At 56.2% G+C, this 17,460-nt stretch carries 12 protein-coding genes; 4 read left to right on the forward strand and 8 right to left on the reverse strand.

Features of this window, described 5'->3' with window-relative positions; all coding sequences use genetic code 11:
- Positions 1-121: 121 nt before the first annotated feature.
- Positions 122-3,244: an NAD(P)-binding protein gene (locus HNQ59_RS04810; RefSeq protein ID WP_184035921.1), complete on the forward strand. Its 3,123-nt coding sequence runs from the start codon at positions 122-124 to the stop codon at positions 3,242-3,244.
- A 60-nt stretch (positions 3,245-3,304) separates the two neighbouring features.
- Here HNQ59_RS04810 and HNQ59_RS04815 read toward each other — a convergent pair whose 3' ends face one another.
- Positions 3,305-4,984 carry a GGDEF domain-containing protein gene (locus HNQ59_RS04815; RefSeq protein ID WP_184035923.1) on the reverse strand — a complete coding sequence of 560 codons (1,680 nt, stop codon included), beginning with the start codon at positions 4,982-4,984 and terminating at the stop codon, positions 3,305-3,307.
- A 349-nt stretch (positions 4,985-5,333) separates the two neighbouring features.
- Positions 5,334-6,029 (reverse strand): Bax inhibitor-1/YccA family protein, encoded by a 696-nt coding sequence (locus tag HNQ59_RS04820; protein ID WP_184035925.1) that lies wholly within the window; start codon positions 6,027-6,029, stop codon positions 5,334-5,336.
- A gap of 299 nt (positions 6,030-6,328) precedes the next feature.
- Here HNQ59_RS04820 and HNQ59_RS04825 point away from each other — a divergent pair, with 299 nt between their 5' ends.
- Both HNQ59_RS04825 and hemE read left to right on the forward strand, forming a co-directional pair.
- Positions 6,329-6,928: a MarC family protein gene (locus HNQ59_RS04825; protein WP_184035928.1), complete on the forward strand. Its 600-nt coding sequence runs from the start codon at positions 6,329-6,331 to the stop codon at positions 6,926-6,928.
- Between the two features lie 33 nt (positions 6,929-6,961).
- Complete coding sequence (hemE, locus tag HNQ59_RS04830; RefSeq protein ID WP_184035931.1) at positions 6,962-8,029, forward strand: uroporphyrinogen decarboxylase; 1,068 nt, start codon at positions 6,962-6,964, stop codon at positions 8,027-8,029.
- A 76-nt stretch (positions 8,030-8,105) separates the two neighbouring features.
- Here the strand turns inward: hemE and HNQ59_RS04835 are convergent, their stop codons facing one another.
- From HNQ59_RS04835 to HNQ59_RS04860, 6 genes are all read right to left on the reverse strand, one after another.
- A complete protein-coding gene (locus HNQ59_RS04835) occupies positions 8,106-8,912 on the reverse strand; it encodes an OmpA family protein (protein WP_184035934.1) in 807 nt (268 codons plus the stop codon).
- Positions 8,913-8,917: 5 nt separating this feature from the next.
- Entirely contained in the window at positions 8,918-9,907 is a 990-nt protein-coding gene (gene tagF, locus HNQ59_RS04840) for a type VI secretion system-associated protein TagF (RefSeq protein ID WP_184035937.1), read from the reverse strand.
- Between the two features lie 3 nt (positions 9,908-9,910).
- Positions 9,911-13,642 carry a type VI secretion system membrane subunit TssM gene (gene tssM, locus HNQ59_RS04845; protein WP_184035940.1) on the reverse strand — a complete coding sequence of 1,244 codons (3,732 nt, stop codon included), beginning with the start codon at positions 13,640-13,642 and terminating at the stop codon, positions 9,911-9,913.
- Positions 13,643-13,722: 80 nt separating this feature from the next.
- Positions 13,723-15,135: a hypothetical protein gene (locus tag HNQ59_RS04850; protein WP_184035943.1), complete on the reverse strand. Its 1,413-nt coding sequence runs from the start codon at positions 15,133-15,135 to the stop codon at positions 13,723-13,725.
- Between the two features lie 135 nt (positions 15,136-15,270).
- Positions 15,271-15,543 (reverse strand): PAAR domain-containing protein, encoded by a 273-nt coding sequence (locus HNQ59_RS04855; protein ID WP_184035946.1) that lies wholly within the window; start codon positions 15,541-15,543, stop codon positions 15,271-15,273.
- Between the two features lie 42 nt (positions 15,544-15,585).
- Positions 15,586-16,455: a M15 family metallopeptidase gene (locus HNQ59_RS04860; RefSeq protein ID WP_425491335.1), complete on the reverse strand. Its 870-nt coding sequence runs from the start codon at positions 16,453-16,455 to the stop codon at positions 15,586-15,588.
- 182 nt (positions 16,456-16,637) lie between these two features.
- Here HNQ59_RS04860 and HNQ59_RS04865 point away from each other — a divergent pair, with 182 nt between their 5' ends.
- Entirely contained in the window at positions 16,638-17,393 is a 756-nt protein-coding gene (locus tag HNQ59_RS04865) for a hypothetical protein (RefSeq protein ID WP_184035949.1), read from the forward strand.
- The last annotated feature ends 67 nt before the right edge of the window (positions 17,394-17,460 follow it).

Here is a 17,460-nt window from a genome sequence, read left to right on the forward strand (position 1 = left end):
ATCTGCACTATTCTTCGCCAGTTTTTCCATATCTACATATTGCTAATTGTGATTGGGTCATTGTCATGTTTGCATGTTTACATGTCAGGGCTTGTTCAACCGCTTTGGAGAGTGACTTAAGATGACGCGTCCGCCGTATCTCTACCCACCTGGTTCAGTCAACATGCGTTCCCCGCTGGCGCTGCAGCAGGCTGACATGTATGGATTTTTTGTCAAAGGCGAGCTGCACAAAATGCAGCGTATGATTGATCAGACCTTGAATAGCGTGGCGAATGGGAAGATGACATTCAAGGTGCTGTCGCCATATACCATGCTGACTTTCACCAAGGTATCGCATGCACATTCGGATTTCCCGACTGATCGGGCAAAGGGGTGGATTACTGAAGCGGATATTGTCACCTGGGTGATGGTTGGGCAGATGGATGCACAAAATGGCAAGATCGAGAAGCTATATTGGCATCCCTGTCATATCTGGGTAGACGATTGCATGGCCCTGATCAATGGCCGGGAGCTGTATGGCTACCCCAAGTACCAGTGTCGATATGAGATGCCCTCACCCAATGGCGATGCCCGACGTTTTTCCATCTCGACCAAAGCGTTCAAAGTATTTGCACCGGGCACGGAGATCGCTTGGCATCCGCTGCTGGAGGTCAATGCGGTGGGTGAGCCTGGAACACATCGACCGATCCGCGATTTGCTTGATTTGATTGAGCAAGCTGGCGATTTGCTGGATGCCATGCCCGATTTCCTGGATCTGGATCGGGAGGGGTGGTCGGATATCGCGTCGTTGCTGATGCAGCCGCGAGTGGATCAGCTGTTTCTCAAACAGTTTCCTGATTCGTCAGGCCTGCGGGCAGTCTATCAGGCTGTGGTGGCAGCACCCGCTGAGGTCAATACCGTTCATGGCGGTCGCCTGCTGGGGCATCAATACCAGTGTATTTTGCATGTGATGGACAGTTTCCCGCTCAATGAGACACTGGGGTTGAAACTGGGTGAGCAGCCTGCCCTGCTGCCGTTCGAGATCAATTTTGATTTCACGGTGACGGAGGGAGAGGAGCTGGTGGACAATTCTTGCATCGAGCCAGAGAAGATCGCCATCCTGGGCGGTGGTGTGGGCTCGATGACGACAGCGTTTTTCCTGACCGAGCAACCTGGCTGGCAGAATCATTACGATATCACGGTCTATCAGATGGGCTGGCGGCTGGGCGGCAAGGGGGCGAGTGGCCGTAATGCTGCATTGGGCCAACGTATTGAAGAACATGGTCTGCACATCTGGTTCGGTTTCTATGAAAACGCCTTTGGCATGATCCGCGCGGCCTATGATGCTCTGGATCGCCCTTATGGTGCCCCACTGCGAACCTGGGAGGATGCATTCAAGCCCCACAACTACATTGTGCTGCAGGAGTGGGTGCGCAATGAATGGAAATCCTGGCAGCTGGATTTTCCGACCCTGCCAGGTATACCGGGTGATGGCGATGAGCAACTGACCATATGGCAGGTCGCTGTCTCCATGTTCGGCTGGATCAAGAAATGGCTGGGTCAATGGCGCGAGCGTCATCATACGCTGGCGCGTACCTTGCGCCAGGCGCCAGTCGAAGTGAAACCGGGTAATTGGCTCAAGCGATTGGCTGCGGCGGTCAATCGTGAGGTGCATGAGCTGTTGGAGGACTTCGGGGTGTTCCACGATGCTCTGCATGATTTCATTGCCAGCCTGCCTGATCTGATCGATGACCACGACGACGACCAATATGACATCCTCCGCCATGCGCTTGGCACCATCCGCACATGGCTGGAGGAAGCCATCGATGATGTGCTGGAGCATGACGACGAGCTGCGACGCCTGTATATCAGCCTGGACCTGAGTGTCGCCGTGCTCAGTGGCATGCTGGAGGACGGCGTATTCCGTCGTGGCTTTGATGTCATCAATGACCTGGATTTCCGGGCCTGGCTGCTGAAGCATGGTGCCAACGCGGCATATAGCATTGATTCCGCGCCGGTGCGGGGTTTCTATGATCTGGTCTTCGCGTATGAGGACGGGGATTTCGAGCGGCCCAATGTCGAGGCCGGCACTATGCTGCGCGCCATGTTGCGCATCGCCTTCCTTTACAAGGGCGGCATCATGTGGAAGATGCAGGCTGGCATGGGGGATGTGATTTTTACGCCCATGTATGAGGTGCTGAAAAAGCGTGGCGTCAAATTCAAGTTCTTCCATAAGGTCGAAGAGTTGGTGCCCGTGGCAGGTGAAGTCGGTGAAATCCGCCTGACCCGGCAGGTGGATCTGGTGCGAGGTGAAGACCAATATGACCCGTTTGTCTGGGTCAAAGGGCTGGCGTGCTGGCCCAGTACGCCAAACTACGATCAGATCATGCCTGAGCAGGCTGATTTGCTGCGGACACATCAGGTGAATCTGGAGTCGTTCTGGACTGACTGGCCTGCCGTCTACCAAGCTCAGTTCGGCAAGCCGCTGCCTGAGATCACGCTCAAGCGAGGGGTCGATTTCGACAAGGTGGTGTTCGGTATATCGATCGGCGCATTGCCTCATCTCTGCCCGCAGCTTCTGGCGCAGAGCCCGGCTTTGCAACAGACTGCCACCCGCGTCAAGACCGTGGTGACACAGGCATATCAGCTATGGTTGAATCAACCCTTGTCTGCCTTGGGGTGGAAGGATGCGCCAAGTGGCCAGCAGCCAGTGTTGAGTGGGTTTGTCGAGCCCTATGATACCTGGGCATCCATGGATCAATTGCTGGTGCGGGAGGATTGGCCAGCTGGGCCAGATGCACCCCGTAATGTCGCCTATTTCTGTAGCGCCATGCCGGTAAGCCAATTTCCGCCACGGACGGATCACGACTTTCCGGTGCGGATGGCAGAGCGGGCCAAGCAAGGGGCCTTGAGCCAGGTGCGCACCCAGCTGCATTGGCTGTGGCCATATAGCCAGATAGAGGGGCAGTTCAATTGGCAATGGCTGACCGACCCGCAACAAGGGCAGGGCGAGGCCCGCTTTGACCGCCAGTACTGGCGGGCCAATGTCGATCCAAGTGAGCACTATGTGCTGTCGGTGGTCGGAAGCTCGCAATATCGGCTGGCAACCGATGGCGCCGAGTTTGGCAACCTGCTGCTGACCGGTGATTGGATTCGCACGGGCCTCAATGCAGGTTGTGTCGAGGCCGCAGTGATGGCGGGCATGCAGACCGCCCGCGCCATCAGCGGCTTCCCGCGTGAGATCAAAGGCGAGCAGGATTTCTGATCATCTGATGTGATGCTGTCGGGGCTGCCTGCCCCGACGGTGACTATTGCTGAGAAACGGTTATATCACGTCGGCTACGGCAATGTCCTCGCGCCGACGCTTCTTGGATGTCTTGTGCAGATACATGCGGGTATCGGCACAATCAAACAAGGCATCAGGGGTGGCGCACTCATGCGAGTAGGCCAGGCCGTAGCTGATGCCTGCTTCATTGAAACCATACTCGATCAAGCGTTGTTCCAGTGTGGCCAGCCCTTCGCGCAGCGAAGGCTCATGAGGGGCGCGGGAGAAGATGGCGAACTCATCACCACCCAGGCGGAAGCTGGCATCATAGTGCTGATCCAGCTTCTGCAGGCCTTTTGCAAACTGCTTCAGCAGTTCATCGCCTGTATTGTGCCCATATTGGTCATTGATCCGCTTCAAGCCATCCAGGTCGATCAGGATCAGGATCTGCTGATTGTGATCCTCCATGTTGGCCAGGAACCGGAATCGTTGCCCAACCATCTGATTGAATGCATATCGGTTGCGCAGCCCGGTCAAGGAGTCGGTATGCGCCAGCTCCAGCGTATCATTCAGCTGTCGTAGATAATGATCTTTCTGCTCGGAAAGCAGAGTGATCTTATCGGCCAACGCAAATGCCAACAACAATGCGTCCAACGTGCCGCCTACCAGTGCCCACATCTGAGTCTGGTCGATCAGCTCCGGTAGGCCGATATTGGATGGCAGAATCAACAAGCCAGGGATCACCAGTGCAACAAAGGCCAGGATGAAATAGCGAGCGGGCCGGAAACGCTGCCGCCAGGCCGTGATGCCTGAGATCAAGGCCAGCACCAACCACACAGTGATGGCTATGGTTGCCAGGGCATGGGCGTAACTAGGGGCGATGAAACAGCTGGGCAGGAACAATAGCGGTAGCCCATAGTTGATGCGGTTCCAGTTTGCCAAGGCTGGTTGATTGATCTTGAGCTTCAGGAAGTCCACATAGAACAACGTGTTCAAGATCGGCATCAGAAAGAATGGCACATAGTGCCAGCGCAGATCGCGGAAATCGAACAGCGTGGTTGGGATGTGGAACACCAATGCCCAGGCGGTGGCGTAGGTGAGCAGATACAGCGAGTAGAAAAGACGGCTGCGATCCCGGTCTTGAGTCCAGATGAACAGATTGAACAGGCACAGCGCCAACAATGCCCCCATGCAGCCAATGACGACGAGATTCTCGACCATGGCGCGTTGGCTGTATTTTGCAGCCGGCAGCAGCTCGAAGTGAGGGTGGGCGCGGAAATAAGGGCTGTCGAAGTGGATCAGGATGCGATAGGTCAATCCAGGCGCCAGATGTACCCTTTTGCCGTAATGTAATGGGAAGTCGAGCTGGTGCTGGTAGCCACTCTGGAAGGCTTGTACGCTACCATCCGATCCGTAGACGCGGACTTCCATACGATCGATCAGGGTATTGTCGATGGTGATGGCCCAGTCCCGGTTATTGCTGTTATGGCGGATTTCGTTGTACAGCCAATATTGACCGCCATAGAGATTGACTGCAGGGATTGGCTTTTGCTTATTGAGCCATGTGCGGATGTCTTGTGGCGCAGGAAAGTCCGTGCTTTTTGCAATCATCAACGTACCACTGCGTTCCAGCGGGAATGGGTGCGTGGTAGACAGCGCCAACGCCTCCTCGGCACTGGCCGACGTGGGCAGGCAGGATAGCAAGGTGCCTAGCATCAAGATGAACAACACACGAACCATGGTCTGCTTTGTTTTCGATTGTCAGTGAGTGCCCCAAAAAACCACTCGGCACTGCAGGCTACCAGCATTGTTCAGTGCATCAGCCGGCTGACGAGGTGTCGCTTCACCATGGGTCAGGCAACCGAACAATGCCAATAGACAACACCGCTACCGAGCAGCATGAGAACTTGAGAATATGTGATTGTACGGAAGATTTGGATGGGGTGGGAGATATCTGATTTGTATTACTTATTTCGCATATTGGTGGCATCGCGTTTGCGATGGGTGCGTCAGAAATGACTTGTGCTGCCCTGGATCAAAAGAAAAAGGCGGCCAGAGGCCGCCTTTGTGTCAGAGCATCGTGACCGGATCAATCACGCTCGCCAGAGAAGGCCATCAGCAGGCTCAGCAAATTGACGAACACGTTGTAGATGTCCAGATAGATCTGCAGCGTTGCAATGACATAATTGGTTTCGCCGCCATTCACGATCTGGCTGATGTCATACAGGATGTAAGCCGAGAACAGCAACACACCAATCGCGGAGATGGTCAACGCCAGGGCAGGGATGGCGAAGAACAGGTTGGCGATTGAAGCGACCAGCAACAAGATCACGCCCACGAACAGGAACTTGCCCATGAAGCTGAAGTCCTTCTTGGTGACCGTAGCCAAGGTGGCCAGCGAGGCAAAAATGATACCTGTTCCGCCAGCTGCCATCGCGATCAACGTACCGCCATTGGAAAAGCGCAGAGCAGCCGCCAATGAGACGGACAACATCAGGCCCATGAAGAAGGTGAACCCGAGCAGCAAGGCAACGCCAAGGCCACTGTCACGGTTCTTGCCGATGGCCCACATCATGCCGAACGCACCAACCAAGAACAGAAGTGGAGCCATGATCGGGCTGCCTGCAAACAGCTTCCAGAAGCCGCTTTGTACGCCGATCAGCGCACCTGCCACTGTGGGCAGCATCGACAGGCCAAGCAGCATATAGGTGTTACGAAGAACGCGATTGCGCTCGACGACGGCGCCGGATGCGCCTGAATAGGCAGTGTGCAGTCTGTTTTCCATGACCGATCTTCCCTCGGTGGTTGATGATGAAAGCTATGACAAGACCGGTATGCAAAAGTTTCCAGTCCGCATGCCGACTTGTCCATATGGCGCGCAGTTTAGCGGCTTTTCCAACTAGATCGCAACAATTGACAGGTATGGATCGCGCAATATATTGGCTTGGTCGAGCCGGTCGGATTTGGCCGCTCTGCTGACATCCTATAAAATATCAGGCCCTGTTGACAGGTTTTCATGGCGTGCGCCATGAAGCTTGAGCAACGGAACTAGCCGATCAACGCCAGAAAGCCGAACGCTGCATCATGGAATATTCATTTATCTCGGCCACGATTTTGCTGATTCTTGTGACCGATCCGCTCGGCAATATCCCGATCTTCATCTCTGCGTTGAAAGACGTGGACAAGCACCGTCGAAAACGTGTGGTGATTCGCGAAATCTTCATCGCCTATTTGATCCTGATCCTTTTTTTGTTCTTTGGGAATCACTTTCTGCAGGCCATGCACCTTTCCGACATCTCACTCGGCATCGCGGGAGGGGTGATCTTGTTCCTGATTGCCCTACGCATGGTGTTTCCGCATCCCGATGGTATGTTTGGTGGCGACAGCCTGGATCATGAGCCTTTCATCGTGCCTTTGGCGATCCCGTTGATCGCCGGACCATCCTCGCTGGCCACCGTCATGCTGTTGGCTTCCCGCCAGCCCAACAAGATCATGGAATGGGCGTTTGCCATCACCATTGCCATGCTGGTGTCGGCGGTGGTGCTGGTGTTTGCAGGGCGGATTCAACGCTGGGTGGGTGAGCGGGTGGTGATGGCATTCGAACGATTGATGGGGTTGATTTTGACCGCCATTGCAGTCGAGATGCTGCTCAAAGGTCTGCAAGACTTCATCAAATCTCTGTAAGGCCTGGTTGCGGGCCATTTTGAAAGCACTGACATGTCTCAATTGAAGAATGATACTTTCCTGCGTGCCCTGTTACGCCAGCCCACCGAGTACACGCCGGTGTGGTTGATGCGCCAGGCGGGCCGCTATCTGCCTGAGTACTGCGAGACACGTAAACGGGCTGGCAATTTCATGAAGTTGTGCATGAGCCCTGATCTGGCAACGGAAGTAACGCTGCAGCCCTTGGCGCGCTTTCCGCTGGATGCAGCCATTCTGTTTTCCGACATCCTGACCGTGCCGGATGCCATGGGTTTGGGTTTGTACTTTGCTGAAGGCGAAGGCCCCCGTTTTGAGCGCCCGCTGCGGGATGAATGGGAGGTGCGGAATCTATCAGTGCCAGACCCGATGGATAAGCTCCGCTATGTCATCGATGCAGTCCGTCAGATTCGCGTGGCGTTGGATGGCAGCGTACCCTTGATCGGCTTTTCCGGCAGTCCATTCACGCTGGCTTGTTACATGATCGAAGGGAGCGGGTCATCTGACTGGAGCAAGGTCAAAACCATGCTCTATAGCCGCCCCGAGTTGCTGCATCATATTCTGGATGTCAATGCACAGGCGGTGGCGGCTTACCTGAACGCTCAGATCGAAGCCGGAGCTCAGGCTGTACAGATTTTCGACTCCTGGGGTGGGGCGCTGGGGCATCGCGCCTATCGTGAGTTTTCCCTGCATTATATGAAGCAGGTGATCAGCTTGCTCAAGCGTGAGCATGACGGACAGAAGGTGCCGGTCATTGTCTTTACCAAAGGCGGCGGGTTGTGGCTGGAGGCGATTGTTGAATCCGGCTGTGATGCAATCGGGCTCGATTGGACGGTGGATTTGGCCAGCGCACGTGCGCGTGTCGGCCATCAGGTTGCACTGCAGGGCAATATCGACCCAAGTACGTTGTTCGGCTCTCCGGCGGTGATTGCACAAGAAACCTGTGCTGTGCTGGCTGAATACGGGCATGGCTCAGGCCATGTCTTCAACCTGGGGCATGGTATCTCTCAGTACACCAATCCAGAGCATGTGGCGTTGTTGGTGGAGACTGTGCATCGGGAAAGCCGTCAATATCACGCCCAGTAACAGGGGTGGCTCCCCAGGCGGTGCCTGGAGAAAAGCCCAGGCACCGCCTGGGCTTGCGGGTCGGCTCTTGATGGGGTTACGGTAAGACGTGGAATTCGATACGACGGTTGCGTCGTCTGCCATCGTCGGTATTGTTGGGCGCAATGGGGCGATCCGGGCCCAGTCCTTCGGTGGTCATGTTATCGCCCGGAATGCCTTTTTGAACCAGATAACTCTTCACCGCCTCGGCGCGTGCCAGGGACAATTTTAGATTGGAGTCACGATTACCCTTGCCATCGGTATGGCCGATGATCTCGACCTTTTTGTTGCCGACCTTGGCCATGGCAGCGGCCATTTCATCCAAGAGCTGCGTACCGGCAGGGGTGAGCTTCGAGCTGCCACTTTCAAATTCGACGATCCGATTGGCAAGCACATTGTCCAATAAGCCTTGAGCGGCAGTCGGTTGAACGACCTTCAGATCCAATTTGCTGTTATAGGTGGCGTGCAGTGCAGATTGGACAGCTGATGAAACCTGCTGTTTTTCGTCGTCACTGGTGACCTCGCCACGTAGGGCGACATTATTACCTGTCACCGAGAACAAGCCTTTCTTGACCGTTTTCAGATTGGGCACGATGGCCTGCTGGACGTGCAGCGCCCAGTTGGCAGGCGCGGCCACTCCGCCGACAGTCAGTTGATCGACTACGCGATCTGCGCCATAAATGCCGCGTACCTTGGTCAGAATCGCATTCTTGGTGGATTCGTCAGGCACCGCACCGCTGACGACAATGGGTGCCGCTGCAGGGTTGTTGGCCGCCGGCGGGTTGTCAGCATGGATGATCGTCGGGTAGCCGACGACCCATGCCGTCAGCAATGCAATGAAATGTCGATGAGACCAGTTGGCCATTTGGTTTACCACCCCAGGAAAACTTCGTTGAACGTGTCTGTGGCTTGTGCCAGTGAAAGGTCAGGATGCTGCAAGTAGCTGGAGAGCTTTCGCATGCCAGGGTCCTGATCGATGTATTCCTCCACCCAGGCCGAATCTGAAATATCGACCAGATAATTGGATAGGGCATCGGGGCAGATGATCATGGTCAATGCCTTGGGCGATGCACCCCCGAACGACACCATCATGGCGGGTTTGTCATGCACCTGGGTCAGATAGACGGAAATCTCGAACTCGTGGCGTAGTAAAAAGCCTCGTACCTCCCGTAACCAGAAAGTGGCGACCGAGATGGCCGTGATCGGGTCGGCAGGTAACGGGAACAGCAAGGCGCGTTGCAGGTTGCCGGCACCATGCGTGATGACGGGTTGCAACAACAAGCCCAGCCCCAACATCGATTGCCGTAATGAAAAGGCATAGCCGGCTTTGCTCAGGCTGTGCTCCAACATGGCGACGGTTGTGCCGCGCAGGAAGTGGTCGTGCTGCGCCCGCTCCTCCCGCCCTAGGTTGTTGATGGGGGTAGGCGGGCGTTGCAGGCTGTTCAATACGATGTTGTCGGAGGTTTCCCGTAGTGCCTGCTGGCTGCTCAGGATGCTTTCCTGCCAGAACGGGCTCAATACCAGCGGCAGCTCGCTCAGCAAATCCAATGCCGAGTCGGTTTCCAGCTTGGTGGCCAATACCAGCGGGTAGCGGCGTCCGGATGCGTCCTGACTGGGCATCAGTGTGCCAGTCACCACCAGCTGCAGTCGGCTGCCCAGGAAGGCAAATCTGAGCGGGGGGGTGGCGTCGTATGCCGCCTTCCAGTTCGGGTCCGGTGTGATCATGTCGATCGCTTGCGAGATCCATTGATCGAACACCTGCAGGATGGGGCCGCCCGCAGTGCTTTTGACGAAATCCCCACGGGAGGGGAATTTGCCAAAATAGAACAACTCGGGTTGTGCGGTCAGAATCGACGCCATGTCTCAAGCCCCCGTGCCTGCGATGGTGGTTGGCAATTTCAGGCCTTTCAGACCCTGGCCCTGTTGAATGTTGCCGCTGGCATCCGCCTGTGCGCTGCTGATCAACCGGAAGCCCACGGTGACGGCGACATTGCCATTTGACCAGGACAGGTCGAATACACCCTGATCCCGTCTTTTCCGTTGTGCAGAGCTGATCATCTTCTCCAGCCCGGCTTGGCCAGGAATATTCAATACCTCGACATTCCTGCCATCGAACGTAATCGCATTGATTTTGACACCAGGTGAGCCGGAAGGATTCGGCCAGACGAAGTTGTGCCATTCCTGTGCGCCATTGCGATAGCGTAATTGCTGGCCATCGATCTCGAAGGTGTACTCAGACAGTCCCGGCGTGGGGATCGGCATGATCTGGAAGCGTGTCTGCGGCGGCCCGGCTGGCGCGGCTGCACTGGCTGCTGCCGCATTGCCACCACCAGCCACCGGTGCTACATAGCGTGGGAAGGTGGAGACGAACTCTGGGTTGAAGCTGATGCCCATGTCAGCCCAGGTGCGTGGTGTGAGCGCATCGCCACGCCGAACGACCAATCCACCCAGTGTCTTGTCCACGAATTTGGCAATTGCGCCATCGGTGCCGAACAGCTGTGCGATTTCCTGTGGTGTGGCTTCAACCTGCGACTTATCAGCAAAGGGATACTTGGCCGACAGGCCCTTGCTGAAAGGCTCATACACCTGCGCCACCCAAGTCTTGTTCAGCTCGGTTTCGGCGGGTTTGATCAATACACCAAACGCTTGCATCAGCGGCCTGACCAGCATCGGGCGGACGGTGGCCTTGGCAGTGTCTGGCACGCCGTTGAGCATCTGCTCGTCAACGAAACGCAGCGCGTCGGACAGCTCGGAGCCACTTCCCTCCAATGTCTGTTGCATCAGCTTCATGCTGCCTGGGCCGACATCGCCGGCGTTTTTCAACTCGTTGAAACGGCTGCGTAATTTTCCAAGTAAGCCCAGGTAGTTCTTCATCAGTGAGGCATCACGATTCTCACCTCGGGCGACCATCAGGTGGGAAAGCACCGAGAATTCCTTGCCGATCGGGCCCATCTGCAAGGCCCCGCCTTGACTGGTGCCGCCAACCGTGACGTTGACTGGCACCGGGGGCTTGCTGGAGAACCAGTCCTTGATGCTTGCCCATACCCCTTTCTGGGCATTGCTGATGCTTTGGCTGAGCATGGATGGGTTGTCCCAGCTGGTTTCCTGGTAGGTGGTCTCAATCACTTTGTAAAGCGGCGAGAGGCTCGGGTCGCCCAGGCGATTCATTTTTTCCACGGCAGATGCGAAATCCCCCATGTCCAGAATCGAAATGCCGGTGAGGAACTTCTTCCACTCCTGCGCGTATTCGTTCTTGTACATGGTGACCAGCGTCTTCTTGATCTGCTCGGGACTGCCTTCCAGCGTCAGGTCATCACGCACATCGGTTTTCAACACCCAATCGCTGGTGGTGACATCTTTGGTTGCCGCATCGTTGATCGCCTGCTCGACATACTGATCCCAAGCGGCGCGGGTGAAGGTGCCGGAGATGACATAGCTGCCAGCGACGATGTTGCGGTTTTCTTCTCCGACGATGTTGGCCACGGTGATGGCCGGGAAGCGGGTGGAGGCGCGCATCTTGATTTCCGCATAGACTCGCTCCCTGGCTGGCATGCCCTTCACCACTTTCCGGAGTGAATCACGGGTCTGGTCAACCAGTGCCAATTTGTTTTCGATCAGCGGGAAATCTGGCGACGCAGTCTGTGTCAGCAGATAGGTCAGGATCTTTTCGGCAGAGCGGATCATCTGCTCCCGGGACAGGGTGCCACGGTTGTTTTCCAGCCAGGTGCGCCAGAAGCGGGTGATCTGATCGTTCAAATGACCCGGCTCCAGGCGGTCACGACTGCCCAGCATGATGTAGGCCTTCAGTGCATTATAGGCATCCTCCACATTAGTGGGGGAGGCGTCCTTGTACATGGTGGTCTTGGCCGGGGCGGCGGCGGCCTGCATCGGTTGTTGCAGGGGGCGCAGATTGCCAGCATTGGTGTTGACCTCGGTCAGGAAGCCTTCCAGGCTACCGCTGATCGGGTTCAATAGCACATTGCGAATACCGTTGAAGTATTCCTTGCGTAGTTTGGCCTCCAGCTCATCGCCGTGATAAAGCCCGAAACTCAACGACATCGGGGTGTCCTCTCGATATCGTTGCAGTTGTTCGATCCGGTCTTGCAGGATTTCCAGTGACTCCAGTTGCGTGCCCAGATCATTACGGGCTTGCTGCAGCTTGACGATCTTGTCCAGATCGGCCCGTACATTACGCGCCATTTCCTGATTGCCCAGGTAGGACCAAGTCCAGGCGCCTAACATCAGGCCCAACAGCGCGAAGGCACCGAAGAACACCCCCAGGCGCAAGCGGCGTTGGTGGCGGCTGGCGTACTGTCTGACCAGGTGTTTGTCGGCAAAGATGACTTTGGAGAATAGGTCTTTCAGGAATAAACCGTGGCTGGCGGTCAGGCGGGTCTCTGCTTTGCTGGCCGGTGTGCCGAGCGAGAACCGGTCGGCCATGCGGGCGCTGAGCGGACTGACCGCCACGCCTTCCTGCAGGGCGCTGGTGAAGTAGAAGCCACGGAAGACCGGCTTGAACTGGAACGGATTGTCCTCAAACAATGTGGCGATGAAGGTGCGCAGCACAGGGCGGATGGCGTGGAATTCCATCGGGAAGGTCATCAACCCCGGGGACAGTGCCTGACTACGATTCATGGCCATGCGGGCAATACTGAGCTCCTTCAGGCCATCATACAAATGCTCGAATTGTTCATCAAAGCGGCCTGATGCGTCGAATTTCTGTTCGGCATCATAGGGCAGGGTGGCGCCCCATACCCGCTCCTGCTCTTGGGTTTCGCTGTTTTCGAAGAAATCGACGAAGCCTGCCAGTAAGTCCATCTTGGTGAAGACCACATACACCGGGACGAATACGCACAAGGTTTCGGTCAACTCTTGCACGCGCTGGCGCAGGCTCTTCGCCAAGTTGATGGTGAATTCAGGTTTGTTCTGGGTCAGCTCGGCAATGCTGACAGCGATGACAATGCCGTTGATCGGGGCTCTGGGGCGGTGTTTTTTCAGCAACTCCAGAAAGCCGATCCATTCGGTACGGTCTTCATCATGTACGGAGTACCGCCCAGCAGTGTCGAGCAGGATGCCCTCAGTGGTAAAGAACCAGTCGCAGTTACGGGTGCCGCCAATGCCGTGAACCGCCGCGCCATTTTGATCGGAAAACGGAAATTTCAACCCGGAATTCTTGACTGCTGAGCTTTTGCCCGCCGCCGGGTTGCCGATCACCATATACCAAGGAAGCTCGTATAGCGCAGCGCGGCCAGATGTCTCACCCAGCTTGGAGGTGCGGATGGTCTTGATGGCCTCTTGCATGCGGTTACGTAATTGGTGGATTTCCTCCTGCCGGGCATCGGGCGCAGCCTCGACCGCCTTACTGGCCTGCTCGTCCAGCATGGCGTTCAGGTTGTCGCTGGCATGCGCTGCGCGGTGCCGTTTGAACAGGTAGTACACCAGTAGCGATGCACCGATGAGGGTGCCTATGATCGCCATCCAGATCAGCGCAGTTTTCAAGTTCTGAGCGGTCATGGAAACGACCACGCCGGTCAGGATGACGACAAAGGCCGCAATGAATCGCGGATCACGTAGGAACGATAGGAGGTTGGACATCAATATCAATCCATCAATAACGATTATCTGTTTTTCTGAATGCCTCACTCAGCCCGGATGGGTTGGGTGACAGGTCTGGGTCAGGCATTGGCTGGGCGAATCTGACACATGCTTCGATAAATCGGGTCGGCTGCCATCACCACCAGTTGCGACGCATTGTCACTGGTGGCCAGCTCCATGGCTGCAACCAGCAGAGCCAGCTGTCCGGCTGGGCCACATTGACCCCAGCAGCTACCTAACCTCAGCAGCTGTGCATCATCACAGTCCGGGAACGATTCGAGCCACCATTGCCCTAGTTCGGCGGCGGCTGGCGAGATGGTTTCCGCATCCACCAGCAGATGCTGGGCTGCTTGAAATGCATTGGCTGCCTCCGGGGCGGTCTGCTGCAACAATTGAGTCAGTTCCTTTGATTGAATCCGCCCGCCTGCGTTGGCTGGTTTTGTTCTTGGCACCGTCAGGATCGTATCCAATGTACCCTTGTCTGGTAAGGGGGATTGATTGGATAGAATCAAGCCTGCCGCGACTTCCCCCGGCACCTTACCATTGGGCGTGGTCGCCAGCCAGCCTTTTTGCTGCCATTGGCTGATGATCTGTTGGTCGATGTCGGAGTGGCAGGCCAATGCGATCACCGCTTGCGTTGCCGGGCTGGCATGCAAGCGTTGCGTGATGTGATTCAAATCAGAGGGCAGGCTGCCGGCATGCCCACACTCGATACATTCCACCGGATACGAATCACCCTGCGGCCATTGCCGTAACCATTTCCGTAATGAAGCGGTCAGCTCATCCGCCAAAAAATAGTTGGCATGATCGAGATATAAGCGGAAGGCAATGTGAACAGGGGAGGTGTCGGCAGATGGTGTCACCGAGGGCTCGCTGGTGGTCTGTCCGCCATGCCAGCCCGGATGCATCTGTGCCGCATTGTGCGCGTTAGCCTGCGAATGGGCTGGGGTGTTGGCCCCTTGTGTGAACAGCTCGGCCATACTGTCCTGCAGTGACGCCAACACTGTGTTGAGTAGTGCCTGCATGCGTTGTTGCTGGCTGGATACGGCTTCGTCTGGCGCATCCACTGACAGCTCTGCGATGCGATAGCTGCGGATCGGAAAGCCCTCGTCATTGATCAGCTCAGGGTCCAGCTCGGGCATTAGGTGTTCGGCCAGATAAGCGCGCAGCTCGTCAACGTGCTGGCCGCCCCGACATAGCAAGGCGCCATCCAGGATATGAGTACGGGCCGAGGTCGGTTGGGCTGGCTGGCGTATGACAGGCGCTGGGGCAGGGGGCTCGCTCGGGCTGGCAGCTGGCGTGTCTACTGCATTCAGCTTCTTGCCGATCAGCCACACGACAAGGCCAGCCGCAAAGGGCACCACCAGCCCGAAAAGAACCAATTCCCCTGTGCCGATGGTGCGAGCAGCGCCCTGCCATATGGCAAAAGCGGCAAGCCAACAGAGGATGACTGCTGAAACAGCCAACAGTGCCCATTTTGTTTGTTTTGCCATGCTTTGCTTGATATCCGAATAAAGCGTTCTGGTTTGTTGTGTTCGTGCGCCCGATGATGGGTGTTGTGGCCCACCTGTCTGATCTTTAAATGATTTGTAGATCAAACGTAGGCGAAATGGCAGGCCAGTACCCCATCAACCTACTTTGTCAACGACTAGCGTCTGTGAGGCGATCAATGTCGCACCGCAGGCGGTCTTGTCGCCATGCCGGGCAACTGGCTTGCCATCAATCAGACATGTCGCGTCACCTGTCGCGATGACCGTGACGCCATGCCCAGGAATCGGACAACTCACCTTGTCACCTACTCTGGCGATCGGCTTGCCTTCTATATCTGAATAGGGTGAGCCCTCCAGCACTGCGCCGCCATGGTCGGTACTGTCTCCAAGAAGGATGAATGGTTTGGACATGATGTCGTTATGTTCCTGATGAATTGTATGGATCGACGAAATTCAATTCTGCTGAGCTGGGGCAGGGGTGGCCTCTGGCGGCTTGCCCTTTTTGAAGCCAGGTTTGCGATACTCCACATGCCCCAGATCCATCATTTTCCAGCGGCCACCCCAGGTCAAACCCAGTGATTCGGATACTTCACCATAGAGCTGATAGCCTCGCATGGCCCATGGGTCGCGCTCGGAGATGACAACCTTTCCATCCCGTAAAAATGCGCAATCCGCAGCTAATCCATATTGGTGATAGCTCTGATATGCCGCTGCATTGGTCACGCTGCTGCCCATGGCCGCCAAGGTGTTCTGTCGTTCTGGGCTGCGGTACCCTTCCAGCAGCACCATTTTGTAGCCATGGCGTTCTTCCATCAATCGGAAGGTCAGTAGCAGACGCTGTTGAAAGTCGAAATCCATCAAGCTCCAGTCTCGGCTGGCCGAGATCAGCACCCGCTGGATCAGCTCGACCTCACGGGTCATGAAGGCTTCGGGTGGCAGCGGGGGCGGGGGAACAAGCTGTTCGCCTCGCAGCAACATGGCGACTGTTTGATTGGGGTCCGCCACGGTTTCATCGTAATAGGAGGCCGGGCCCGAAATCAGTCTGATCAACAAAACCAGGACAATCGGCGTGGCAATGATCAACACCGCTGCAGCGGCCAGCCAGCGCCCTTGTTGCAGCGCATGGAGCAATCCAACAAACATCTGCTTGAGCCGTTGCCATGGTGTCATGGCAAGTGGCTTGGCCTGCTCAAGGCGAGAGGGAATCACTGCCAATTTGGCGAATAGCCTCTCTCGAAGGCTCGGAAAGACGAACAAGACGCCTATTCCCAGCCCCAGCAAGGCATACAGCAATACTAATACGATTACGGATCCGTCACTCACGTTGGCTGGCGAATAATATATTCACGAATTGTATTTTATTGATTATGAGCGGGTTTGCGGTGCTGACCCTATTCTTATGCTGCACATTGATGTGCATTTCTCAATACATATGGACAAATGCATTTTTTGCGTGCTGTTAAGTATACCATTATCATTCAATTCTGCGCTATCATGTGTTTGCAATGACAAAACCTGACTCCTCCAATTCCAAGCGGCCAACCTTATTCCAACCGGATGAAAAGGCGGTGCCGGACTCATTCAGTGTGCTTGACGCGGCCACGGTGCAAGGCTCGCCCAGGCGTAAGTCCAATTCAGCCACGCCAGCAAAAAAGCAGCATTCAAGGGTCTGGCTGGTAACGGGCGGTATTGCATTGTCGGCAATTGCAGGCGGTGTCGCTTGGTTGATGCTATCGGCCAAACACGATGACCCGGCGCCCACTGAGGTGGTGGCTGCACCATCCCCACCGGTCAGCAAGCCGATTTCACCCCCCCCGCAGCCTGCCCGCCCTCCTGTCGATACGCCGACTGATGCACCCGTGGTCGCTGAGCCTGCTGCTGAAGAGCCTGCAGATGCACCCGCTGCTGATCCGACCACCCGGTTGGAAAGCGTACTCACTGCCAAGGAGCAGCCGACAGCGCAGCCGGAAGATGAATTGACAGAGGCCTTCTCGTCCGGCACTGCAGTTGTTGCGGGCGCAGCGGCGGCGGGTGTGGCAGCGGCTGCCAAGACCACGCCAGCGGCAAAAAACCAGAAAGATGTGGCCAAGGCGCCTGCGGCGCATAAGGCTCCTACAACCAAACCCAGCGCCAGTACAAAGGCTGCGCCTGCCAAGCCTAGCGGCGCAAATAAATCTAGCGACGCTGAACTTCTGCGAGAGGAAGTGATTTCGCATCTGGAGAAGGCGGAGAGGCAGAAGCCTGCGAGCAAGCCGCGCTGACCTTTTAGAAGACGATTTTGTATGCTTTCGACCCCTGTTTCCGTTCCCGGCGCGCAGGTGCTGAGCG

This window comes from Chitinivorax tropicus, assembly GCF_014202905.1.
Classification (GTDB): domain Bacteria; phylum Pseudomonadota; class Gammaproteobacteria; order Burkholderiales; family SCOH01; genus Chitinivorax; species Chitinivorax tropicus.